The sequence below is a fragment of the Janthinobacterium sp. 1L-D-8-B-C4 genome (assembly GCF_057291295.1).
In genome coordinates this window covers 70399-88173 of the sequence record NZ_JBXAVX010000011.1, presented here as the reverse complement: position 1 = coordinate 88173, position 17775 = coordinate 70399, and the positions used below count along the sequence as shown (strand labels likewise).

General features: G+C 62.8%; 18 protein-coding genes. 9 read left to right on the top strand and 9 right to left on the bottom strand.

Going from position 1 to position 17775, the window contains the following annotated elements; genetic code table 11:
- Nucleotides 1-2 precede the first annotated feature (2 nt).
- On the top strand, nt 3-1091 hold the full coding sequence (locus tag AC0Z42_RS19035; RefSeq protein ID WP_485469760.1) for a caspase family protein: 1089 nt from the start codon (nt 3-5) through the stop codon (nt 1089-1091).
- 1171 nt (nt 1092-2262) lie between these two features.
- Here AC0Z42_RS19035 and AC0Z42_RS19030 read toward each other — a convergent pair.
- Both AC0Z42_RS19030 and AC0Z42_RS19025 read right to left on the bottom strand, forming a co-directional pair.
- Nucleotides 2263-4026: a chloride channel protein gene (locus AC0Z42_RS19030; RefSeq protein ID WP_485469759.1), complete on the bottom strand. Its 1764-nt coding sequence runs from the start codon at nt 4024-4026 to the stop codon at nt 2263-2265.
- Nucleotides 4019-4444 carry a MarR family winged helix-turn-helix transcriptional regulator gene (locus tag AC0Z42_RS19025; protein ID WP_485469758.1) on the bottom strand — a complete coding sequence of 142 codons (426 nt, stop codon included), beginning with the start codon at nt 4442-4444 and terminating at the stop codon, nt 4019-4021. The genes AC0Z42_RS19030 and AC0Z42_RS19025 overlap by 8 nt, the downstream gene beginning before the upstream one ends.
- A 135-nt stretch (nt 4445-4579) precedes the next feature.
- On the opposite strand from AC0Z42_RS19025, the gene AC0Z42_RS19020 reads away from it, so the two are divergent.
- Nucleotides 4580-5893, top strand: coding sequence for a glucoamylase family protein (locus AC0Z42_RS19020; protein ID WP_485469757.1), 1314 nt, complete (start codon nt 4580-4582; stop codon nt 5891-5893).
- Here AC0Z42_RS19020 and AC0Z42_RS19015 read toward each other — a convergent pair.
- The gene (locus AC0Z42_RS19015; protein WP_485469756.1) at nt 5829-6278 is read right to left on the bottom strand and encodes a hypothetical protein; all 450 of its coding nucleotides are present in this window, start codon (nt 6276-6278) and stop codon (nt 5829-5831) included. The two genes, AC0Z42_RS19020 and AC0Z42_RS19015, sit on opposite strands and share 65 nt — an antisense overlap.
- A 334-nt stretch (nt 6279-6612) precedes the next feature.
- Here AC0Z42_RS19015 and AC0Z42_RS19010 point away from each other — a divergent pair, with 334 nt between their 5' ends.
- Nucleotides 6613-7143: a DUF2325 domain-containing protein gene (locus tag AC0Z42_RS19010; protein ID WP_485469856.1), complete on the top strand. Its 531-nt coding sequence runs from the start codon at nt 6613-6615 to the stop codon at nt 7141-7143.
- Between the two features lie 22 nt (nt 7144-7165).
- Here AC0Z42_RS19010 and AC0Z42_RS19005 read toward each other — a convergent pair whose 3' ends face one another.
- Together AC0Z42_RS19005 and AC0Z42_RS19000 are read right to left on the bottom strand one after the other, a co-directional pair.
- Nucleotides 7166-7756 (bottom strand): hypothetical protein, encoded by a 591-nt coding sequence (locus AC0Z42_RS19005; RefSeq protein WP_485469755.1) that lies wholly within the window; start codon nt 7754-7756, stop codon nt 7166-7168.
- 41 nt (nt 7757-7797) lie between these two features.
- Nucleotides 7798-9366, bottom strand: coding sequence for a methyl-accepting chemotaxis protein (locus tag AC0Z42_RS19000; RefSeq protein ID WP_485469754.1), 1569 nt, complete (start codon nt 9364-9366; stop codon nt 7798-7800).
- Nucleotides 9367-9569: 203 nt separating this feature from the next.
- Here AC0Z42_RS19000 and AC0Z42_RS18995 point away from each other — a divergent pair, with 203 nt between their 5' ends.
- Both AC0Z42_RS18995 and dmeF read left to right on the top strand, forming a co-directional pair.
- The gene (locus AC0Z42_RS18995; protein WP_485469753.1) at nt 9570-9848 is read left to right on the top strand and encodes a metal/formaldehyde-sensitive transcriptional repressor; all 279 of its coding nucleotides are present in this window, start codon (nt 9570-9572) and stop codon (nt 9846-9848) included.
- Nucleotides 9849-9862: 14 nt separating this feature from the next.
- Nucleotides 9863-10831 carry a CDF family Co(II)/Ni(II) efflux transporter DmeF gene (gene dmeF, locus AC0Z42_RS18990; RefSeq protein ID WP_485469752.1) on the top strand — a complete coding sequence of 323 codons (969 nt, stop codon included), beginning with the start codon at nt 9863-9865 and terminating at the stop codon, nt 10829-10831.
- A gap of 24 nt (nt 10832-10855) precedes the next feature.
- On the opposite strand, the gene AC0Z42_RS18985 is transcribed toward dmeF, so the two are convergent.
- Nucleotides 10856-12301 (bottom strand): NAD-dependent succinate-semialdehyde dehydrogenase, encoded by a 1446-nt coding sequence (locus AC0Z42_RS18985; protein WP_485469751.1) that lies wholly within the window; start codon nt 12299-12301, stop codon nt 10856-10858.
- Nucleotides 12302-12364: 63 nt separating this feature from the next.
- The gene (locus AC0Z42_RS18980) at nt 12365-12940 is read right to left on the bottom strand and encodes a CGNR zinc finger domain-containing protein (protein ID WP_485469750.1); all 576 of its coding nucleotides are present in this window, start codon (nt 12938-12940) and stop codon (nt 12365-12367) included.
- A 188-nt stretch (nt 12941-13128) separates the two neighbouring features.
- Between AC0Z42_RS18980 and AC0Z42_RS18975 the strand changes: the two genes are divergently transcribed.
- From AC0Z42_RS18975 to AC0Z42_RS18965, 3 genes are all read left to right on the top strand, one after another.
- Complete coding sequence (locus AC0Z42_RS18975; protein WP_485469855.1) at nt 13129-14007, top strand: alpha/beta fold hydrolase; 879 nt, start codon at nt 13129-13131, stop codon at nt 14005-14007.
- 99 nt (nt 14008-14106) lie between these two features.
- Nucleotides 14107-14448: a zinc ribbon domain-containing protein YjdM gene (locus AC0Z42_RS18970; RefSeq protein WP_485469749.1), complete on the top strand. Its 342-nt coding sequence runs from the start codon at nt 14107-14109 to the stop codon at nt 14446-14448.
- A gap of 20 nt (nt 14449-14468) precedes the next feature.
- A complete protein-coding gene (locus tag AC0Z42_RS18965; RefSeq protein ID WP_485469748.1) occupies nt 14469-15494 on the top strand; it encodes an RNA methyltransferase in 1026 nt (341 codons plus the stop codon).
- A 217-nt stretch (nt 15495-15711) separates the two neighbouring features.
- On the opposite strand, the gene AC0Z42_RS18960 is transcribed toward AC0Z42_RS18965, so the two are convergent.
- Nucleotides 15712-16110, bottom strand: a complete 399-nt coding sequence (locus AC0Z42_RS18960) for a hypothetical protein (protein ID WP_485469747.1) — start codon at nt 16108-16110, stop codon at nt 15712-15714.
- Nucleotides 16111-16251: 141 nt separating this feature from the next.
- On the opposite strand from AC0Z42_RS18960, the gene AC0Z42_RS18955 reads away from it, so the two are divergent.
- The gene (locus AC0Z42_RS18955; protein ID WP_485469746.1) at nt 16252-16863 is read left to right on the top strand and encodes a phosphoribosylanthranilate isomerase; all 612 of its coding nucleotides are present in this window, start codon (nt 16252-16254) and stop codon (nt 16861-16863) included.
- Here AC0Z42_RS18955 and AC0Z42_RS18950 read toward each other — a convergent pair.
- The gene (locus AC0Z42_RS18950; protein ID WP_485469745.1) at nt 16848-17765 is read right to left on the bottom strand and encodes a LysR family transcriptional regulator; all 918 of its coding nucleotides are present in this window, start codon (nt 17763-17765) and stop codon (nt 16848-16850) included. The genes AC0Z42_RS18955 and AC0Z42_RS18950 overlap by 16 nt on opposite strands.
- Between the last annotated feature and the right edge of the window lie 10 nt (nt 17766-17775).

The window sequence follows — 17775 nt, the reverse complement described above, 5'->3', positions numbered from 1 at the left end:
TCATGAACAAAACATTTCAATATGGTAGAGCCCTCGTTATCGGGGTTGGTAAATACGACTTGCTTTCTCCGCTCGGTTCTGCCCCTGTATCTGACGCAGACGATGTTGCGAAATTACTGAATAGTCCTAGGCACTGCGGCTATCCGGTCGCTAACGTGCAAGTTCTTCGCAACGCTGAAGCAACTCGTACGGCCATCCTAGATGGACTCAAACAACTAGCAGCAAGTTCACAGGTTGGTGACACAGTTGTCGTCTACTTCTCCGGTCACGGTGCGCAATGGACGACTGGAGCAGACCCAGGAACGTATCTGTGCCCTCCTGAGTTCGACATTTTTCGGCCACGCGAGACCGGCATAGAAGCTGAGGAACTTTCCGAGCTGCTGAACCAAATTCCTGCAGAGCGCCTTTTGGTCCTGGTTGACGCCTGCCACTCGGGAGCCGCAGCGCGACTCAAGGGTGACACCGAAAACATCACTAAGTGGGCCTTCGGCGGACCAAGGTTGGACGCTCTGGCGCAAGGGAAAGGCAGAGTCATCATCTCAGCTAGCGCATCTGAGGAAAGCTCCGTTATCCTTCAAAATCATCGCAATAGCCTTTTTACGGAAGTCCTTCTCAAAGGTCTTCAAGGAGCCGTGGATGACCGTTCTGATGGGCTAATTCGAGTCTTGGACCTATTTCACTATTTATCAGAAACTGTTCCTGCTGCTTACCCTAAGCAGAACCCTATATTGACGACGCGAACGCACGATAATTTTCCTGTCTCGCTGCGCAAAGGTGGTCTGCTGAAGTCTGCGGAAAACCCATTACCAGAATCTTCGCCTGCCATCTCGACAAATCCACGTGAACTCGAAGACTTGTTAGCTTCGCTGTATCCGCAGGGACCTTTGGAGCAGGAAATATGGTCTCGGGCAGGTGGTAACGTTGCTACCTTAAAACTTGGTAGTAATGGCCGCGCGGCCTGGCATTCTGCTCTGCGCCTATTGAGCCAAGGTGGTGGTGGGGCCGACATCTCCATTCGGAGTCTCGTTACCGAAGCATTATCTGATTTCGGCTCTAACCAAGACCTTAGGCGCCTCCTCAATAATCTTTAGTCGTCACCACGTCAGCTATGGCTTGGTGGCAGGAGCATCCTTCAGGTTTTCTAGTCCGAATCGCGATAGTGTTTGATGGAACTCTTGACCACCAGCTCCCGTGGCAACTCACAGTGACGATGAAGCGGGAGCGGCTTTCAATAGATGCCATGAGGCTATGCTCCTAAGTTATGGAGCAAGGTCTAATGACTTCGGCTTATATTTTTTGCGGTCAAACCGCAAGCTTTGCCACTAATTTGTCACTAATGCGGCAAAAAATGTCAAACCATAGGCGCCGAAAATTGAAATTTCCTTGATTTATAAAGGTTTTTTTTGTCGGGGTGAGAAGATTCGAACCTCCGGCCTCTGCGTCCCGAACGGGGAGCCTGCTACTGCGCATCTTGCACACAAATTGGCATACCACATTGGATCATTAGGAAACGCGTGACTTCCGATCCAGTCGGTATCTGCAGATGAACCTCCTGCAGGCGAACTTGTTTTTCCCGGTGATCGCGACGCTGTACGAACGTAGCCGCCTGATCGTCACGAGCAGCCTGCCGTTCGGTCAGTGAGACAGAACCTTCGCGCAGAAGACCTCTCCAAACAGGAAGGACGCCAGGCTGGATATCGTCGACTAAATCGAAATGTGCTACATCCCATTTGCCGCCACGGTTCTGATGACTGGCTCTCGCTAGCAGAGCTTTAACGAAGCAATTTTGAACGGTTCGCGGTTGTCTGGCAGACTCCTGGCGATTCACTTTGCCATTGACTAACAACCTTTCCACCCCAGTCGTTCTATGGGGGTAGGCAGGGGGGTAGCGCCGACGTATGCTTGGTTTTTCATAGGGATGTTATACGGACACCGTCTCCGCCAGAATCAAATAAAAAAGCCTCCCCTGCGGGAGGCTTTTTTATTTGTGGAGGACGGAGCCGGTGGGATTCGAAGACTGCGCGCCCTTAAGGGCCGCGCAGGCTCCCCGAATCGCCCATCCACCGCGCTTCGCGCGGCCGTTGGCCGCGCAGCAGCCAACGCCTCCCCTCACTTCAGGCAGTAGCGGCCAGCACATACGCAACCCCAGCCCCAGCCCCAACAGCCCAGTCCCAGTCAATCTCAAGGACCTGACGCAGAAAAAATGATGGGGCGATGCAGGACATGAACCCCAAATGCGGGGCGCAGTCCTGAGCCGCAGGTTCAGCGTGCAGTAAATGGCCACACACTGCGCACCGTCTGCCGCTGCCACTCCTCCGCCTGCAAGCCAAGCGCCGGCTTGACCAGGTCGCTGCGGCTGACGATGCCGATCAGGCGCAGCGTTTTTGCGTCGCTCACCACCGGCAGCCGTTCCAGCGCATGCACGGCCAAGCGGGTGGCCAGGGTGCGGCAGGTTTCGTCAGCCAGCGCCACCACCGGCATGTTCGCGCCGAACAGCTGGCCCACCGTCATGCCGGGATGCGATGCCAGCTGCTGTTCCAGGACAGGTCGATCCAGCATGCCGACCAGCGCGCCGTCGCGCGTGACGGGAAAGGCGCGGTGGCGCTGGCTGCTGCCGAAGTGGCTGTCCATGGCGGCGGCGACAGTGGTATCGGCGTCGATGCTGGCCGGCTGCGCCGTCATCACTTCGGCCACGCTGTGGCGCTCCAGCGGGTCGATGCCGTATTCGCGGTAGATGTGATAGCCGCGGCGGGCGATTTTTTCGGTCAGGATCGAGCGGTGCATGAACATCACCGTGAACGCGTAGGCCACCGCCGAGGCGGCCATCACGGGCAGCAGCGCATTGACGTCATGGGTCAGTTCGAACGCAAAGGCCACCGCCATGATCGGCGCGCGCATCATGCCGCCCAGGGTGGCGGCCATGAACACCAGCGGCCAGATGGCCGGCTGGTTGCCGGGCAAATAAGGGCCGAGCAGGGCGCCCAGGCCCGCGCCCAGCATCAGCAAGGGCGCCAGCACCCCGCCCGAGGTGCCCGAACCGAGCGCCAGCAGCCAGATCACGGCTTTCACGGCCAACAGCGCCAGCAGCGCGCCGGCGGCCAGATGGTTGTTCAGCAGGTCGGCGATCACGTCATAGCCCACGCCCAGCGCGCGCGGCTGCAAATAGCCGCCGATGCCGACCGCCAGCCCGCCAATCGCCGGCCACCACATCCGGTGCACGGGCAGGCGGTGGAACAGGTCTTCGACCTTGTACAGCAAGGTCGATAATATCCACGCCATCGCGCCGCACAGCAGGCCGGCGACCAGGCACGACAGCAGTGCCGACGGCGGCAGCACGGCCGTGTGCAGCGGGAACAAGGGGCCGCTGTCGATCAGTGCGGGGCGCAAGAAGCCGGCGATCACGCAGGCGATCGCCACCGGCGCCAGGCTGCGCGGACGCAGTTCGAACAGCAGCAGCTCCACCGCCAGCAGCAATGCGGCCACCGGCGTGCCGAATACGGCCGTCATGCCGGCCACGGCGCCGGCCACCAGCAAGGTCTTGCGCTCGCCCGCGCTCAGGTGAAAATGCTGCGCCAGCAAGGAGCCGACCGCGCCACCGGTCATGATGATCGGGCCTTCGGCGCCGAACGGGCCGCCGCTGCCGATGGCGATGGCCGAAGCGAGTGGCTTGAGCACGGCCACCTTGGGCGACATCATGCTTTTCTTGAACAGGATCGCTTCGATCGCTTCGGGAATGCCGTGGCCGCGTATCTGCTCGGTGCCGTAGCGCGCGATCAGGCCGATCAGCAGGCCGCCCAGCACCGGGATGCCGATCACCCAGGCGCCCAGCGTGTGGCCGGCCGGCGACATGAAGGCAGTCGAGAACTTCTGGAAGAAAAACAGGTTGGTGAAAAAATGGATGGCGTGCAGAAGCGCCCAGGCGGTGGCGGTGCTCAGGGCGCCGACCACGGCGGCCAGACTGGAGATCAGCATCAACCGCGCCTGGCCGTCGAAATCGCGCCGGCTGTCGTAATGGGGCTTACTCATGGCTGTCTGCGCCCAGTTTGGGAATCGTGAATATGCCTTCGAGCGACAGCAGTTCGGTGCGGTGCAGTTGGGCCAGCTTGGCCAGCAGCGCCTCGCCCTCGGGCAGCAGATGAATCTCCACGCGGCGCCGGTCGGCGCTGCTGTGGCGGCGCTCTACCAGATGCGACGCTTCGCAGCGCGTGATCAGCGCGACCACGCCGTGCGGCTTGGCTTGCAGGCGCTCGGCCAGTTCGCCCACGGTAGCCCAGTCGCGGCCCGGATAGCCCTTGATGTGCAGCAGCAGCAGGTATTGCAGCGGCGTGATGCCGTGGGTCTGGATCACATCGTCGGAAAAGCGCTCGAAGCGGCGCATCTGGTAACGAAATTCCGACAAGGTCGTGAAGTCGGACTTGCCCAAGGCGGCAGAGGAGAGGGGCATTGCAGGATTCCTGAAAATGGAAAGACGGCAAATATATCACAACGTGATATAAATTGTTCGGCTGGCGCCAAGCGCTTTTTTGCCGCCGCTGCCATACTGTTCCTTGTCACCACCAACCGCTGCACATGCGCTTCCATGAAACCTCCCGGCTTTCCGCTCCCCTCCGGCCTCATTGACGAGCAAACCATGCTGCTGGCCCTGCAGCGCGAGGCTTTCGCCTATTTCCTGGCGCAGGTCAACCCCGCCAATGGCCTGGTGCGCGACAAGGACAAACAGGGCTGGCCGGCCAGCATCGCCGCTGTCGGCCTGGCGCTCACCAGCTATTGCGTCGGTGTCGAACGCGGCTGGTTGGCGCGCAACGAGGCGATCGAACGCACGCTGGTGACATTGCGTTTTTTTGCCGCCAGCGAGCAGGGCGATTCGCCCGCCGCCACCGGTCACAAGGGTTTTTACTATCACTTCCTCGACATGGACAATGGCCGGCGCGCCTGGGATTGCGAGCTGTCGAGCATCGACACGGCGTTGCTGATCGCCGGCGTGCTGGCCGCCGGCGAATATTTCGATGGCGATAGCGATGACGAGCAGGAGATCGGCGCGCTGGCCGGCTTCCTGTACCGCCGGATCGACTGGCAATGGATGCGCGCGCGCTGCCAGTTGCTGCGCCATGGCTGGAAACCGGAAACGGGTTTCCTGCGCAAATGCTGGCGTGGCTATGACGAGGCGCTGATCCTGTATGTACTGGCGCTCGGTTCGCCCACCTTTCCCATCGAGCGCGCCAGCTACGATGCCTGGACCGCGAGCTTCGAATGGAAATCCATCTACGGCATCGACTACCTGTACGCCGGTTCGCTGTTCATCCACCAGATGTCGCACTGCTGGCTGGACCTGCGCGGCATCCAGGACGACTTCATGCGCGCGCACGGCCTCGATTACGTTGAAAACAGCCGGCGCGCGACCCTGGTGCAGCAGCGCTATGCGATCGATAATCCGCTGGGCTTTCCCGGCTATGGCGAACACTGCTGGGGCATCAGCGCCAGCGATGGCCCCGGCCCCGCCATCCAGCAGGCGCACGGCGTGCGGCGCGGCTTTCGCGACTACGTGGGCCGCGGCGCGCCCTGGGGCTTTGACGATGGCACGCTGGCGCCGTGGGCGGTGGCCGCGTCCTTGCCGTTCGCCCCCGACGTCGTGCTGCCAGCCCTGGCGCAGCAGCATGACGTGTTCCATGCCCGTTCAACGGTGTTTGTCACGGAGCAGGGCGTGCGCTGGGTCTCGCCTTACCGCTTCGGCATCAATGACGGGCCGGTGCTGCTGATGCTCGACAACCACCTGCACGATTTTCCGTGGCGGCTGATGCGGCGCAACCTGTACTTGCGCGATGGATTGGTCAAGGCGGGGTTTGCGGGCGGCTGGCTGGCTGACTGGCAATATGCAAGCTCACCGTCCCTTTGAACGGCTGTATTGCCCCGTCCGCACCCACGGCGATGGTGGCCGACACACCGATCTCGGCCATCACATCAATATGCTCGCCAAACTGTTGCAACTGGCTGGCCCGGATTACATCGCCCAGCGCGATCGACTGGCCCGGCGCGATGGGCGTCAATACGCTGCGCAGAGCATGGTCGGCCAGCGAGATGCGCTGCGGCTGGCTGCGTCCGCTAGCCTGGTCGCGCAGCATGATGGTCGGGCCGCGTTTTTTCATATAGGCCAGCGGATAGCCGGCCATCTGTTCGCTGGTATTGGTGATCAGGATGGTGATCCGCAGATCTTCGCCCGTAAATATGCACCCGGGGTTGTCAGTACAGCGGGCGCTGACCTGCAGTGGCTGGTCGGACATGGCGTTTCCTTGCAAGGGCAGTGCCAGCATGGTGGTGAACAATAAGCGCGGAAAGTATCGCATCGGACGTGCTCGCGGAATGGCGAAGGCCACACTATACCCCTATCGCGAGCACGGCCCATGCATGGATAGTAATGATTCTCATTTATAATGCACTGGAATGTGGCAGGGTGCGCATGGTAAAGGAGGCATGATGGGGAATAAGGCGGGTACCGAAGACATGATCGCGCAAGAGCATCGCGTGCTGCTGGGCGCCTATGCACGCGCGCAGGCGCGCTGCAGCGCACAGCTGGCCGGGCAGGCGGCACGCATCATGCAGCTCGAATCGCAGCTGATGCGCACCCAGGCGCAGGTGATCATCCGCGACACGAAGCTGGCGCTGGCGCGCGAGGAGCTGGCGGAACTGGCTGCAGCGGCGCCCGGCTTGCCGACACGCGTGAAACTGGCGCGCCGGGTCGAGTGGCTCGGCGAACGGGTGCAGGACCTGATGCGTGAATTGCTGCGGCTGCAGTGGCGACCGGTGCCTGGGCCGGTGCTGCAGCCCGATCTGCTGGCCGGCGTGCACGAAAAATCCGTGCTGTATGTCGGCCATGTCGCGGGTCGGGCTCCGGGCCAGGCCATCGAGCAGGCCGGCGGGCGCTTCCTGCACCATGCGGGTGGCGACGATGGCGTCGACGATGTGGCCGCACTCGAAGCGAGCCTGCTGGCGGCCGACCTGGTGATCTGCCAGACCGGCTGCGTCAGCCACGACGCCTACTGGCGCGTGCACGACCATTGCAAGCGCACCGGCAAGCAGTGCGTGCTGGTCGACCAGCCGCAGGCGATGTATTTTGTGCGCAAGGAAGCGCTGGCCGGCCAGTTGTAAGCACGCTGGCGGCCAGCTCCTTTCAGGCGACCAGCATGAACGACGCGCTGTCGCCCAATGCCAGCATGACCTCCAAGTGAGAGGGACCAGCCCGTCGTGCCAGCACGTCGTCCAGGCAGTGGGTTGTCAGGCGCACGCGCGCCTGGTTCGGGCCGGCAAAATCCCACACGACACCAAACGTGAAACTCGTGCTTTGCTCGTCGCTTGTGGTCATTGCTTGCTGGCCTTGCGAGGTGCTTGCCTGCACGGAAAATGACTGATGCAGCCGTGGCCGGGAGCGTATTTCCGCCGCCATCGCATTGTTAATGGTGAAGTCGGTTTGGGTACAAGGCTCCTCATCAGGAAAAAGTTCTTCCATTGTCTTGCCCCGGTCAGGCTGCTCGCAAGCGTCCAGCAAGGTCACGCGCACCACCTGCCCGGCCAGCAGTGGCTGTTCGACTATCCAGATCAGGCTGCCGCATCCACCTGCCTTGTAGTCGCCGCCCATGGCGTGCAATGTCGCTTTCGGATTGCGGTCGAGCGCACCATGGACCGATACATCGATCACGTCCATGCCCGCCAGGCTGATCATGGTGACGTGGTTTCCATCGAGTTCAACGGACAGGCAGGGCATGCTTGTTTTCTGATTAAGTAAGATCGCATTGTCGCATGGACTCAGCCGCGCAGCATCACCGCACCGCGTTCCAGCCGGAAGCGGCTGACCACCTGCGCCAGCCGGCTCGCTTCATCCTGCAAGGACTCGGCGCCGGACGCCGCCTGCTCGACCAGTGCGGCGTTCTGGCGCGTCACCTTGTCCATTTCGGCGATCGCCAGGTTGATCTGTTCGATGCCCGCTTCCTGGGCCTGGCTGGCGCCGTTGATGTCGCCCATGATGTCGGTTACGCTGCGCACGCTGTCGACGATCTGGTCCATCGTCGCGCCGGCCTCGTTGACCAGTTTGCTGCCGGCCGCCACCTGGCTGACCGAATCGTCGATCAGCGCCTTGACTTCGCGCGCGGCCTGGCTGGAACGCTGCGCCAGGTTGCGCACTTCGGACGCCACCACCGCGAAGCCGCGCCCCTGTTCACCGGCGCGCGCCGCTTCCACCGCCGCATTGAGCGCCAGGATATTGGTCTGGAAGGCGATGCCGTCGATCACGGCGATGATGTCGACGATCTTTTTCGAAGACGTGTTGATCGCACCCATGGTGCCGACTACTTGCGCCACCACGGCGCCGCCGCGCACGGCCACTTCCGACGCCAGCGCCGCCATCTGGTTGGCCTGGCGCGCGTGGCCGGCGTTCTGTTTCACGGTGGACGTCAGTTGCGCCATCGAGTCGGCCGTATGGCGCAAGGACCCCGCCTGCTGGCCGGTGCGGGCCGACAGGTCCAGATTGCCGCTGGCAATGCGCTGCGAGGCGTCGGCGATGGTGTCGGTGCCGCCGCGTACCTGGCCGACGATGTCCTGCAGGCTGGTGTTCATGCTGTTGAGAGCTTGCAGCAGCTGGCCCGTTTCGTCGCGCGTGCCAACCACCACCTTGCTGGTCAGGTCGCCTGCCGCCACCTGCCGCGCCACCCCCAGCGCCTGCTGCAGCGGGCGCGTGATGCTGTTGCTGGCCTGGACCGCCAGCAAAATGCCGGCCAGCGCCGCGGCGCCAGACAGCAGCAGGATGATCAAACGGGTCTGCTCGGCCTGTTGTGCCGAGGCCTGGCCGGCAGACTCCATCAGGCCGGTCTGGTAGCTGACCAGTTGTTCGAGTGCGGCAAAATAGGCTTGCTGGCGCGGCTGCAACTGCTTGAGCATCAGGGACTTGGCTTCAAATTTGCGCTCTTCCGCTATCAGCTTGATCACGTCCTTCCTGACGGCGTCAAATTGCTGGCGCGCCGTGTTCAGGCGGGCGAGGCGGCTGCGGCCCTCGGCGGACGCCGGCAGCCGTTCCAGCTTGCCGGCAACCGTATCGATGCGCCGCGCGATCTGCTCGACATGCTGCACCTCTTTGGCGGCCAGGTCCACGTCGACGGTCAGGAAGATATTCCGCATGGCGAGCATGGTTTCGTTGACATCGTCCTTGATCGCGTGCACCAGTACGGTTTTTGGATAATGGTCGTCGTTCATGCGGCGAATTTCGCCGCCCAGCTCACTGACCCGGGTAATTGCCACAAGTGCCAGGATCAGGAGCAGGGCGATAATGGCGCCAAAGCTGACGCCCAGCCGGCGGCCGATTTTCAAATCATTGAATTTCATGTGACGTGTCTCCTGATATTTTTATGGTCCGCGCGGTGGCAATGCCCGTGCAGTTGGCTGATGGTAGAGCGCGCCGGAATATTTATCCAATCAATAATTCTTATTGCTTAATATCAATTTCGATATGTGTCGGAAAAACACGCTTTGCTAACGTAATGTGCGTCTGATAGTATACCCCCCTATGGTATTTATCCGGAGCCGGCATGGGACATACATCGAAGAACAAGGACAAGTTGCTGAACCGCGTCAAGCGCATCAGGGGGCAGGTCGAAGGTATTGAACGGGGCCTGCAGGAAGGGCGTGATTGCAATGACGTGCTGCAGCTGATCGCTGCCGTGCGCGGCGCCGTCAATGGCCTGATGGCCGAAGTGATCGAAGAGCATCTGCGCGAACACGTGGCCAGCCCCGATATCGCCAGCGATGCCGAACGGGCGCAGGGGGCCGATGAAATCGTCGCCATCCTGCGCACCTACCTCAAATAAACGAAAGAGCCACCATGACGCAAGTGCACGCCGCCGACGACCTGTCGGCCTGGACCCATGAACATGTCTTCGATACCAGCGACGGCAAGGCCGAGCGCCGCGCGCGCGTCGTCATGTTGATCACCCTGGCCACCATGGTGCTCGAGATCGTGGCCGGCTGGTGGTACAACTCGATGGCGCTGCTGGCCGACGGCTGGCATATGAGTTCGCACGCGCTGGCGATCGGCCTGGCCGCGTTTGCCTATGCCGCCTCGCGCCGCTATGCGCGCGATCCGCGCTTTGCCTTCGGCACCTGGAAGATCGAAATCCTGGCCGGCTATACCAGCGCCATACTGCTGCTCGGCGTGGCCGTGCTGATGGTGGTCGCCTCGGTCGAGCGGCTGTTCTCGCCGCAGGCAATTCACTATCCGCAGGCGCTGGCGGTGGCCGGCATCGGCCTGGCGGTCAACCTGGTGTGCGCGCTGATACTGGGCGGCCACCACGATCACGATCATGGGCACGACCATCACGGCCACGATCATCATGGACACCATCACCATGGCCATGGCGAAGACCTGAACATGAAGGCCGCCTATATCCATGTGCTGGCCGACGCCGCCACCTCGATGCTGGCCATGCTGGCGCTGGTGGGCGCCTGGCTGGCAGGCTGGAACTGGCTCGACCCGGTGATGGGCGTGGCCGGCGCCGTGCTGGTGGCGTTGTGGGCGAAAAAATTGATGCAGGAGACCGGCAAGGTCTTGCTGGACCGCGAGATGGATCATCCGGTGGTGCAGGAAATCCGCGAGGCGGTCGAGGTGGAGGAGGGTGGCGACACGCCGCGCATCGTCGACCTGCACGTCTGGCGCGTCGGCAAGCAGCTGTATTCGTGCGCGCTGTCGGTGGTCAGCCGCGACCCGGCACTGACGCCAGCCAGGCTGCGGGCACGCATCGGCATCCACGAGGAAATCGTCCACAGCACCATTGAAATAGTGCAGCGGACCTGAAAAGTCCGCTGCCGCACTGCCAGCCTACACGCCGACCAGCGATACTGCCTTGGTATTCAGGTACGATTCGAGCGCCTCGGGCCCGCCTTCGGTGCCATAGCCCGAATCCTTGATGCCGCCGAACGGCATTTCAGCGCTCGGGGTGGCGGGCTGGTTGATCCATAACATGCCGACTTCCATGCGGTTCATCAGCAGGTGGGCATTTTTGATCGAGCGCGTGAAGGCATAGCCGGCCAGGCCGTACGGCAGGCGGTTCGCTTCGGCGATGGCCTCTTCAAGACGGTCGAAGCCGCGGATGCCGGCGATCGGGCCGAACGGTTCGTCGTTGAAGATGCTCGCGTCGAGCGGCACGTCGGAGATCACGGTCGGGGCAAAAAAGTTGCCGGCATCGCCGACGCGGCTGCCGCCGGTGGCCAGTGTCGCACCCTTGGCCTGGGCGTCTTCGACTACCTTTGCCATGGCGCTCAGGCGCCGCGCATTGGCCAGCGGCCCCAAGGTGGTGCCGGCTTGCAGGCCGTCGCCCAGCTTCAGTTTTTCGGCGTGCGCGACCAGCGCGCGCGTGAATTCAGCCTTGACCGCGTTGTGCACCAGGAAGCGGGTTGGTGAAATGCAGACCTGGCCCGCATTGCGGAACTTGGCACCGCCGGCGGCCTTGACGGCCAGCGCCACATCGGCGTCTTCGGCGATGATCACCGGCGCGTGGCCGCCCAGCTCCATCGTCACGCGTTTCATGTGGGCGCCGGCCAGCGCGGCCAGTTGCTTGCCCACCGGCGTCGAGCCGGTAAACGTCACCTTGCGGATGATCGGATGCGGGATCAGGTAGCCGGAGATTTCGGCCGGGTCGCCGAATACAAGGCCCAGCACGCCCGGCGGCAGGCCGGCATCGACGAAGCACTGCATCAGCGCCGCCGGCGAGGCCGGCGTTTCTTCCGGCGCCTTGCACAGGAACGAGCAGCCGGTGGCCAGTGCGGCCGACAGCTTGCGCACGATCTGGTTGATCGGGAAGTTCCACGGCGTGAAGGCGGCGACCGGTCCGACCGGTTCCTTGAGCACCAGCTGCTGAGCGGCCGGGTTGCGCGACGGCACGATGCGGCCATACACGCGCATGCCTTCGGCGGCAAACCAGTCGATGATGTCGGCGCCGGCCATTATTTCAACTTTCGCCTCGGCCAGCGGCTTGCCCTGTTCCCGGGTCATCTGGTGGGCAATATCGACGGCGCGTTCGCGCAGCAGCGAGGCGGCGCGGCGCATGATGGCGGCGCGTTCGGCGGCCGGCACGTCGCGCCATGTTTCGAAGCCTTGCTGGGCGGCGGCGAGCGCGCGATCGAGGTCGGCGATGCTGGCATGGGCCACCGTGCCGATGGTCTGGCCGGTGGCGGGGTTCTGCACGGGGATCGATTTGCCGCCGGTGGCGTCCACCCATTCATTGGCGATCAGAAGGCGGGTGTCGGGGTAGCTTGATGTCGTCATTGCGGTAACTCCTGTCAGTGTAAATACATGGTGTTGCCTGCCCGGCGCTTTGCCCGGCAGGCGCTATCTGGCGTCCTTGCGCGCCCGGAAAGCGGCGACCTTCATGCGGTTGCCGCACACGGCCATGCTGCACCAGCGCCGGCGGCCCGACTTGGTAACGTCGAGAAAACGCAGCGTGCAATCGTGCGCCTCGCACTGGCGCACTTGCGCCAGGTCGCCCTGCACCAGCAGTTGGACCAGCGCCGTTGCCACCGGTTCGAGCAAGCTGGCCGCGCTGTCGTCGCGGCGCCGTTCCAATAATACGACGTTGTCGCCTTCGCCCTGCGCCAGCGTGCGCACAGGGCGGCCAGCCTCCAGTATCCGGTTCACCACCGCGAAGTCGGTTGGCTCACGCGGCTTGTTCAGATCGATCAGCCGTCCCGCCGCCGTGCGCAGCGCCTGTGCCAGCGTCGCCAGTCCGGCCACCGGAGCATTGAAATCGGGCGCCAGCAGTCCAGCTGCCTTGAGCCAGGCCAGCGCGCCGGCGTCGTCGGCCAGACAATCCCAGCTGTCATTTCCCATGCCAAAGGCGCTGTTGATGAAATCGAGCGCCAGGTCGTTGCCGATGAAATGTGGGGCGTGCTCAGGATGCTGCGTCATGTTGTCACCTTTTTGTAACCTTTGAAAATAATATTGACAGGTTACCATAAACGCCTGTAACCTTCAAATACGCAATTTAACGGTTACAAGGAAAAACCATGAACAGCAAAGCCACAGCCCTCGCCGCAGCGACCACCCTGGCCATCGCCGCCAGCGCCGCCGCCGCTCCCGCTCCCGCCACCGTCCCCATGTCGGCCGCCGACAAGGCGCAAGTACATTACCGGTTTGAAAAGGTCGGCGACGTGAACGTGTTTTACCGCGAGGCGGGCGACCCTGCCGCGCCGACCATCGTGCTGCTGCATGGCTTTGCCGGGTCTTCTTTCATGTACCGCGACGTGATCCCGGCACTCAGCGACCGCTATCACGTGGTGGCGCCGGACCTGCCTTCCTTCGGCTACACCGAAGCGCCGGCGCGCGAACACTACGCCTACACCTTCGACAACATCACCCGGACCATGGACCGTTTTACCGAGCAGTTGAAGCTGGACCGCTACGCCATCATGGTGCACGACTATGGCGCGCCAGTTGGCTGGCGCCTGGCGCTGGCCCATCCTGCGCGCATCACGGCCATCATCTCGCAGAACGGCAACGCCTATGAAGAGGGGCTGTCCAAGGGCTGGGACGGCATCAAGCAATACTGGCAGGCGCCGACGGCGCAAAACCGTGCGGCACTGGCCGACTTTCCGACGCCGGCCGGGATGAAATGGCAGTATCTGGAAGGCGTGCCCGATCCGAGCAGCGTTTCTCCCGACGGCTATACCCTGGAAGGCATGCGGGTAGCGCGTCCGGGCAACGCCGACATCCAGCTCGACCTGCTCCTCGATTACGCGTCCAACGTGCGCATGTACCCGCAATTCCACGCCTATTTCCGCCAGCAGCAGCCGCCACTGCTGGCCGTCTGGGGCAAGAACGATCCGTTTTTCCTGCCGGCCGGTGCGCAGGCATGGAAACGCGATTTGCCCAACGCCGATATCCGGTTCTACGACACCGGCCACTTCGCCCTTGAAACGCATGCCCGCGAGATCGGGCCGGTGATCCGCGCCTTCCTGGATAAAAATATCAAGTAAGGTTGGAAGGGGCTGTGCGAAAAAGCCCGCCGATGGCGGGCGTAGCCCTTATAATGTCGGCTTTTACGGCCAGGCGCCGTTCACCAGACAGAGAAACGAATGAGCACACTTCCACCATGCCCGCAATGCCAATCCGAATACACGTACGAAGATGGCAGCAATCTCGTCTGCCCTGAATGCGCGCATGAATGGTCGGCCACGGCCGGCGAAGCGGTGGAAGAGGGCGCCAAGGTATATCGTGACTCGGCCGGCAATATCCTGCAGGACGGCGACACCGTCAGTGTCATCAAGGACCTGAAACTGAAAGGTGGCGGCGGCGTCGTCAAGATGGGCACCAAGGTCAAGAACATCCGCCTGGTCGACAGCGACCATGATATCGACTGCAAGATCGAAGGTTTCGGCCAGATGAGCCTGAAGACCGAGTTCGTCAAGAAGGTATAAGACGGCCCGTTTCCTCCACCATGCAAATCGAGACCATCCGCCAGCGCCTGCGCGCGCTGGGCGCCAAGCCCTTGCATGAACAGCGCGTACTGCGCGACTGGATACAGGCGCAGCCGCACGACCAGGGCCGGCGCCGCGCCGAGGATTTTCTGCCACTGCCGGTGCGCGAGGCCTTGCCGGCGCTGGACGCACAATTGCAGGGCATGCTCAAGCTGCTCAGCACGCACCCGGGCGCGGACGGTTCGGCGCGCCTGCTGGTCGGCCTGCACGACGGCCAGACGGTGGAAAGCGTGCTGCTGCCGCGCGATGGCCTGTGCGTGTCAAGCCAGGTTGGTTGCGCCGTCGGCTGCCAGTTCTGCATGACGGGGCGCGACGGCCTGGTACGGCAGGTCACCAGCGGCGAAATCGTCGCGCAGGTGGTACTGGCGCGTACCATGCGGCCGGTGAAAAAAGTCGTCTTCATGGGCATGGGCGAGCCGGCGCATAACCTGAATAACGTGATGGAAGCGATCGAGCTGCTGGGCACGGAAGGCAATATCGGCCACAAGAACTTGGTGTTTTCCACCGTCGGCGACCCGCGCGCCTTCGAGCGATTGCCGCAGGGCCGCGTGAAACCGGCGCTGGCGCTGTCCCTGCATACCACCAAGCCGGACCTGCGCGAGCAACTGCTGCCGCGTGCACCCAAGCTCACGCCGCGCGAACTGGTCGAGTTCGGCGAATCGTATGCACGCCTGACCGGCTACCCGGTGCAGTATCAATGGACGCTGATGGAAGGCGTCAACGATGGCGACGATGAACTGGACGGCATCGTGGCGCTGTTGAAGGGCAAGTACGCGGTGCTGAACATGATCCCGTATAACACCATCGACGACCTGCCGTTCAAACGCCCCAGCTGGGAGCAGGCGCGCGCCATCGCCGCCAGATTGCATGAACGTGGCGTGCTGACCAAGCTGCGCGACTCGGCGGGGCAGGATGTGGAGGGCGGGTGTGGGCAATTGCGGGCACGTGCCGCCAGGGGCAGGGTAATTCCCATCAAGGCCGCTTAAAGAGTAAAAACGTAAAGCGGACCGGAGTCGCGAGCCCGAGAAAATGCCGATGGCGGCGTTGCAGCTCCTCGCCGTACTAGTCGTACTGTCTTCGTCGCTGCGCCTTGCCCTCGACATTTTTCAGGCTCGCTTGGCCCGGAGAGCCTGTGCGGGCGACCAGGGCTTTAACACATTCTGCGGGTGTGCTTGTGGAGCAGCACCGGCAGTTGCTGTTGGTTTAAATCCCGCCCAGCAAATCATTTTCATCAAGAATCGCAAACGCGATTTCCGGATGCGCGGCCAGGCAGCGCCGCACTGCCGCCGGGATTGCCGCGCGCGTCTTGCGGCACAGGCCCGGCTGCTCCAGCAGTTGAATCTGGAAGCCGCGCATGGTGCGCACTTCGCCGCTGCCCGGCGCGATGCGCAGCACCACGCCCAGGTTTTTCTGCAGGTTGTTTTCCAGCTTGCGCAGGCCTTCCAGGGTGCTGATGGTTTCGATATGGGCCAGCAGCCGTTTTTCTTCCGTCAGGTTCAGGCGCAGGATGGCCAGGTTGGCCTGCGCATCGTCCAGCAGCTGTTCGCGCGCGCAGTCGCACAGCTGTGGCGGGCACTCCTTGCGTAGTTCGAAATCTGCCATGAGCCTGCTTCCTGTCTGTGCAAGATGGAGCGAACCAGTATCTGCCGCCGCCCGCCGCCTGTCAATCGGGCGCACGATCTTGCGCAGGCTTGACCGCGTGACTGGCCTGGCGGCGCGCAGCGTGTTGTAATGTTGGCCATCATGCGAACCCGTATCAAGATCTGCTGCATCGCTTCCATCGACGAAGCCCAACTGGCCATTGCAGCCGGCGCCGACGCGCTGGGCCTGGCGGTGGCCGGCGCCCGAATCGCCGCCTGGGCGCCGCCGCCGGTCTCCACTTTCCTGCTTGCGGCCGAGACCACGGCGCAACGCATCGCCGAACAGCTTGCCGCCACCCAGGCCACCACGGTGCAGATTGCCCATCATGTCGAGCCGCAGGAAGTGGCGCGCCTGGCGCGATTGCTGCCGTCAGTGCGGCGCGTGCAAGTGATCGATGCGCAAGGCGAACAGGCGCTGCAGCTGATCCTTCTCCATGCTCCCCATGTGCATGCCTTCCTGCTTGATTCAGGTAGCGCCGGCAGCAGCCAGGACTGGGCCGCCTGCGCGCGCTTCGTGCGCGCCAGCCCGGTGCCGGTATTTCTTGCCGGTGGCCTCGATGAAAGCAATGTGGCCAGCGTGCTGCGCCAGGTGCGCCCCTACGGCATCGACCTGTGTTCGAGCGTGCGCAGCGACGGCCGGCTCGATATCATCAAGCTGGCGCTCCTGACGTCGGCCGTGCGCGACGCCGATGCGCTGCTTTACGCCGAAGGCTGAGGCTGAGACAGCGCCGCCATCTCGCGCACCAGCGCCTGCGCAAACGCCGCCACCATGCCGCTGGCGGCGCGCGGCGAGATCAGGCCGACGACGGACTGTGATTCTTCATCAGGCAAGCCGAGAAAATGCACGCCCGGTGGTGCCGCCAGGCGCATGCTGTCGGGGACAATCGCAATGCCGAGGTTCGCTTCGATCAGGTTCAATTGCGAGGTCTTGCGCGACAGCGCGCGCGCCGCTTTCGGGAAATAACCCTGGGCCAGGCACAGGCCCGCCACCAGGTAGCTCAGGCCGCCGCGATCCTTGTGCGGAATCGACACGAACGCTTCGTCGCGCAGGGCGGCGATGGTGGTGTGCGATTGCGCCGCCAGCGGGGAATTCTTTGATACCGCCACCACCAGCTTTTCACGGAACAGTTCGCGCACGACGATATTGGCGTGCTTGCGCAGGGTAGGCAGGCGCACCAGGCCCAGGTCGGCGCGGCCTTCTTCGATGTCAAACGCCTGGTTTTCCGATGAGCCTTTCGAGACATCGAGCGACACGCCCGGAAATTGCGCCAGCAGGCGCTTGAGTACCGCGCCGATGGCCGGCGTCAGCGTCACGGAACTGGAATGGAGCAGGCGAATGATGCCGGTCGAACCCTGGCCTACATGGCGTGTCTGGCGCACGGTTTCTTCGATATCGTCGAGGATGCGCTTGGCGCGGTCATAGAAGACCTGGCCGGCGGCAGTCAGTTCGACATGGCGCGCGTCGCGCGTGAGCAGCAGCGCCTGCACCTCGTTTTCCAGCTCCTTGATCTGCCGGCTCAGGGCCGACTGCGCGATATACAGCTTTTCCGCCGCGCGCGAATAGCTGCCCGCATCGACCACTTCGACAAAGTAGCGAAACTGCTTGATGGAAATCATGGATGCCTTT

What these genes read in the sequence shown, in the direction of transcription:
- AC0Z42_RS19035 (WP_485469760.1), top strand. Translation starts at nt 3, where the DNA reads ATGAACAAAACATTTCAATATGGTAGAGCCCTCGTTATCGGGGTTGGT.
- AC0Z42_RS19030 (WP_485469759.1), bottom strand. Translation starts at nt 4,026, where the DNA reads ATGAGTAAGCCCCATTACGACAGCCGGCGCGATTTCGACGGCCAGGCG.
- AC0Z42_RS19025 (WP_485469758.1), bottom strand. Translation starts at nt 4,444, where the DNA reads ATGCCCCTCTCCTCTGCCGCCTTGGGCAAGTCCGACTTCACGACCTTG.
- AC0Z42_RS19020 (WP_485469757.1), top strand. Translation starts at nt 4,580, where the DNA reads ATGAAACCTCCCGGCTTTCCGCTCCCCTCCGGCCTCATTGACGAGCAA.
- AC0Z42_RS19015 (WP_485469756.1), bottom strand. Translation starts at nt 6,278, where the DNA reads ATGTCCGACCAGCCACTGCAGGTCAGCGCCCGCTGTACTGACAACCCC.
- AC0Z42_RS19010 (WP_485469856.1), top strand. Translation starts at nt 6,613, where the DNA reads ATGCGCACCCAGGCGCAGGTGATCATCCGCGACACGAAGCTGGCGCTG.
- AC0Z42_RS19005 (WP_485469755.1), bottom strand. Translation starts at nt 7,756, where the DNA reads ATGCCCTGCCTGTCCGTTGAACTCGATGGAAACCACGTCACCATGATC.
- AC0Z42_RS19000 (WP_485469754.1), bottom strand. Translation starts at nt 9,366, where the DNA reads ATGAAATTCAATGATTTGAAAATCGGCCGCCGGCTGGGCGTCAGCTTT.
- AC0Z42_RS18995 (WP_485469753.1), top strand. Translation starts at nt 9,570, where the DNA reads ATGGGACATACATCGAAGAACAAGGACAAGTTGCTGAACCGCGTCAAG.
- dmeF (WP_485469752.1), top strand. Translation starts at nt 9,863, where the DNA reads ATGACGCAAGTGCACGCCGCCGACGACCTGTCGGCCTGGACCCATGAA.
- AC0Z42_RS18985 (WP_485469751.1), bottom strand. Translation starts at nt 12,301, where the DNA reads ATGACGACATCAAGCTACCCCGACACCCGCCTTCTGATCGCCAATGAA.
- AC0Z42_RS18980 (WP_485469750.1), bottom strand. Translation starts at nt 12,940, where the DNA reads ATGACGCAGCATCCTGAGCACGCCCCACATTTCATCGGCAACGACCTG.
- AC0Z42_RS18975 (WP_485469855.1), top strand. Translation starts at nt 13,129, where the DNA reads ATGTCGGCCGCCGACAAGGCGCAAGTACATTACCGGTTTGAAAAGGTC.
- AC0Z42_RS18970 (WP_485469749.1), top strand. Translation starts at nt 14,107, where the DNA reads ATGAGCACACTTCCACCATGCCCGCAATGCCAATCCGAATACACGTAC.
- AC0Z42_RS18965 (WP_485469748.1), top strand. Translation starts at nt 14,469, where the DNA reads ATGCAAATCGAGACCATCCGCCAGCGCCTGCGCGCGCTGGGCGCCAAG.
- AC0Z42_RS18960 (WP_485469747.1), bottom strand. Translation starts at nt 16,110, where the DNA reads ATGGCAGATTTCGAACTACGCAAGGAGTGCCCGCCACAGCTGTGCGAC.
- AC0Z42_RS18955 (WP_485469746.1), top strand. Translation starts at nt 16,252, where the DNA reads ATGCGAACCCGTATCAAGATCTGCTGCATCGCTTCCATCGACGAAGCC.
- AC0Z42_RS18950 (WP_485469745.1), bottom strand. Translation starts at nt 17,765, where the DNA reads ATGATTTCCATCAAGCAGTTTCGCTACTTTGTCGAAGTGGTCGATGCG.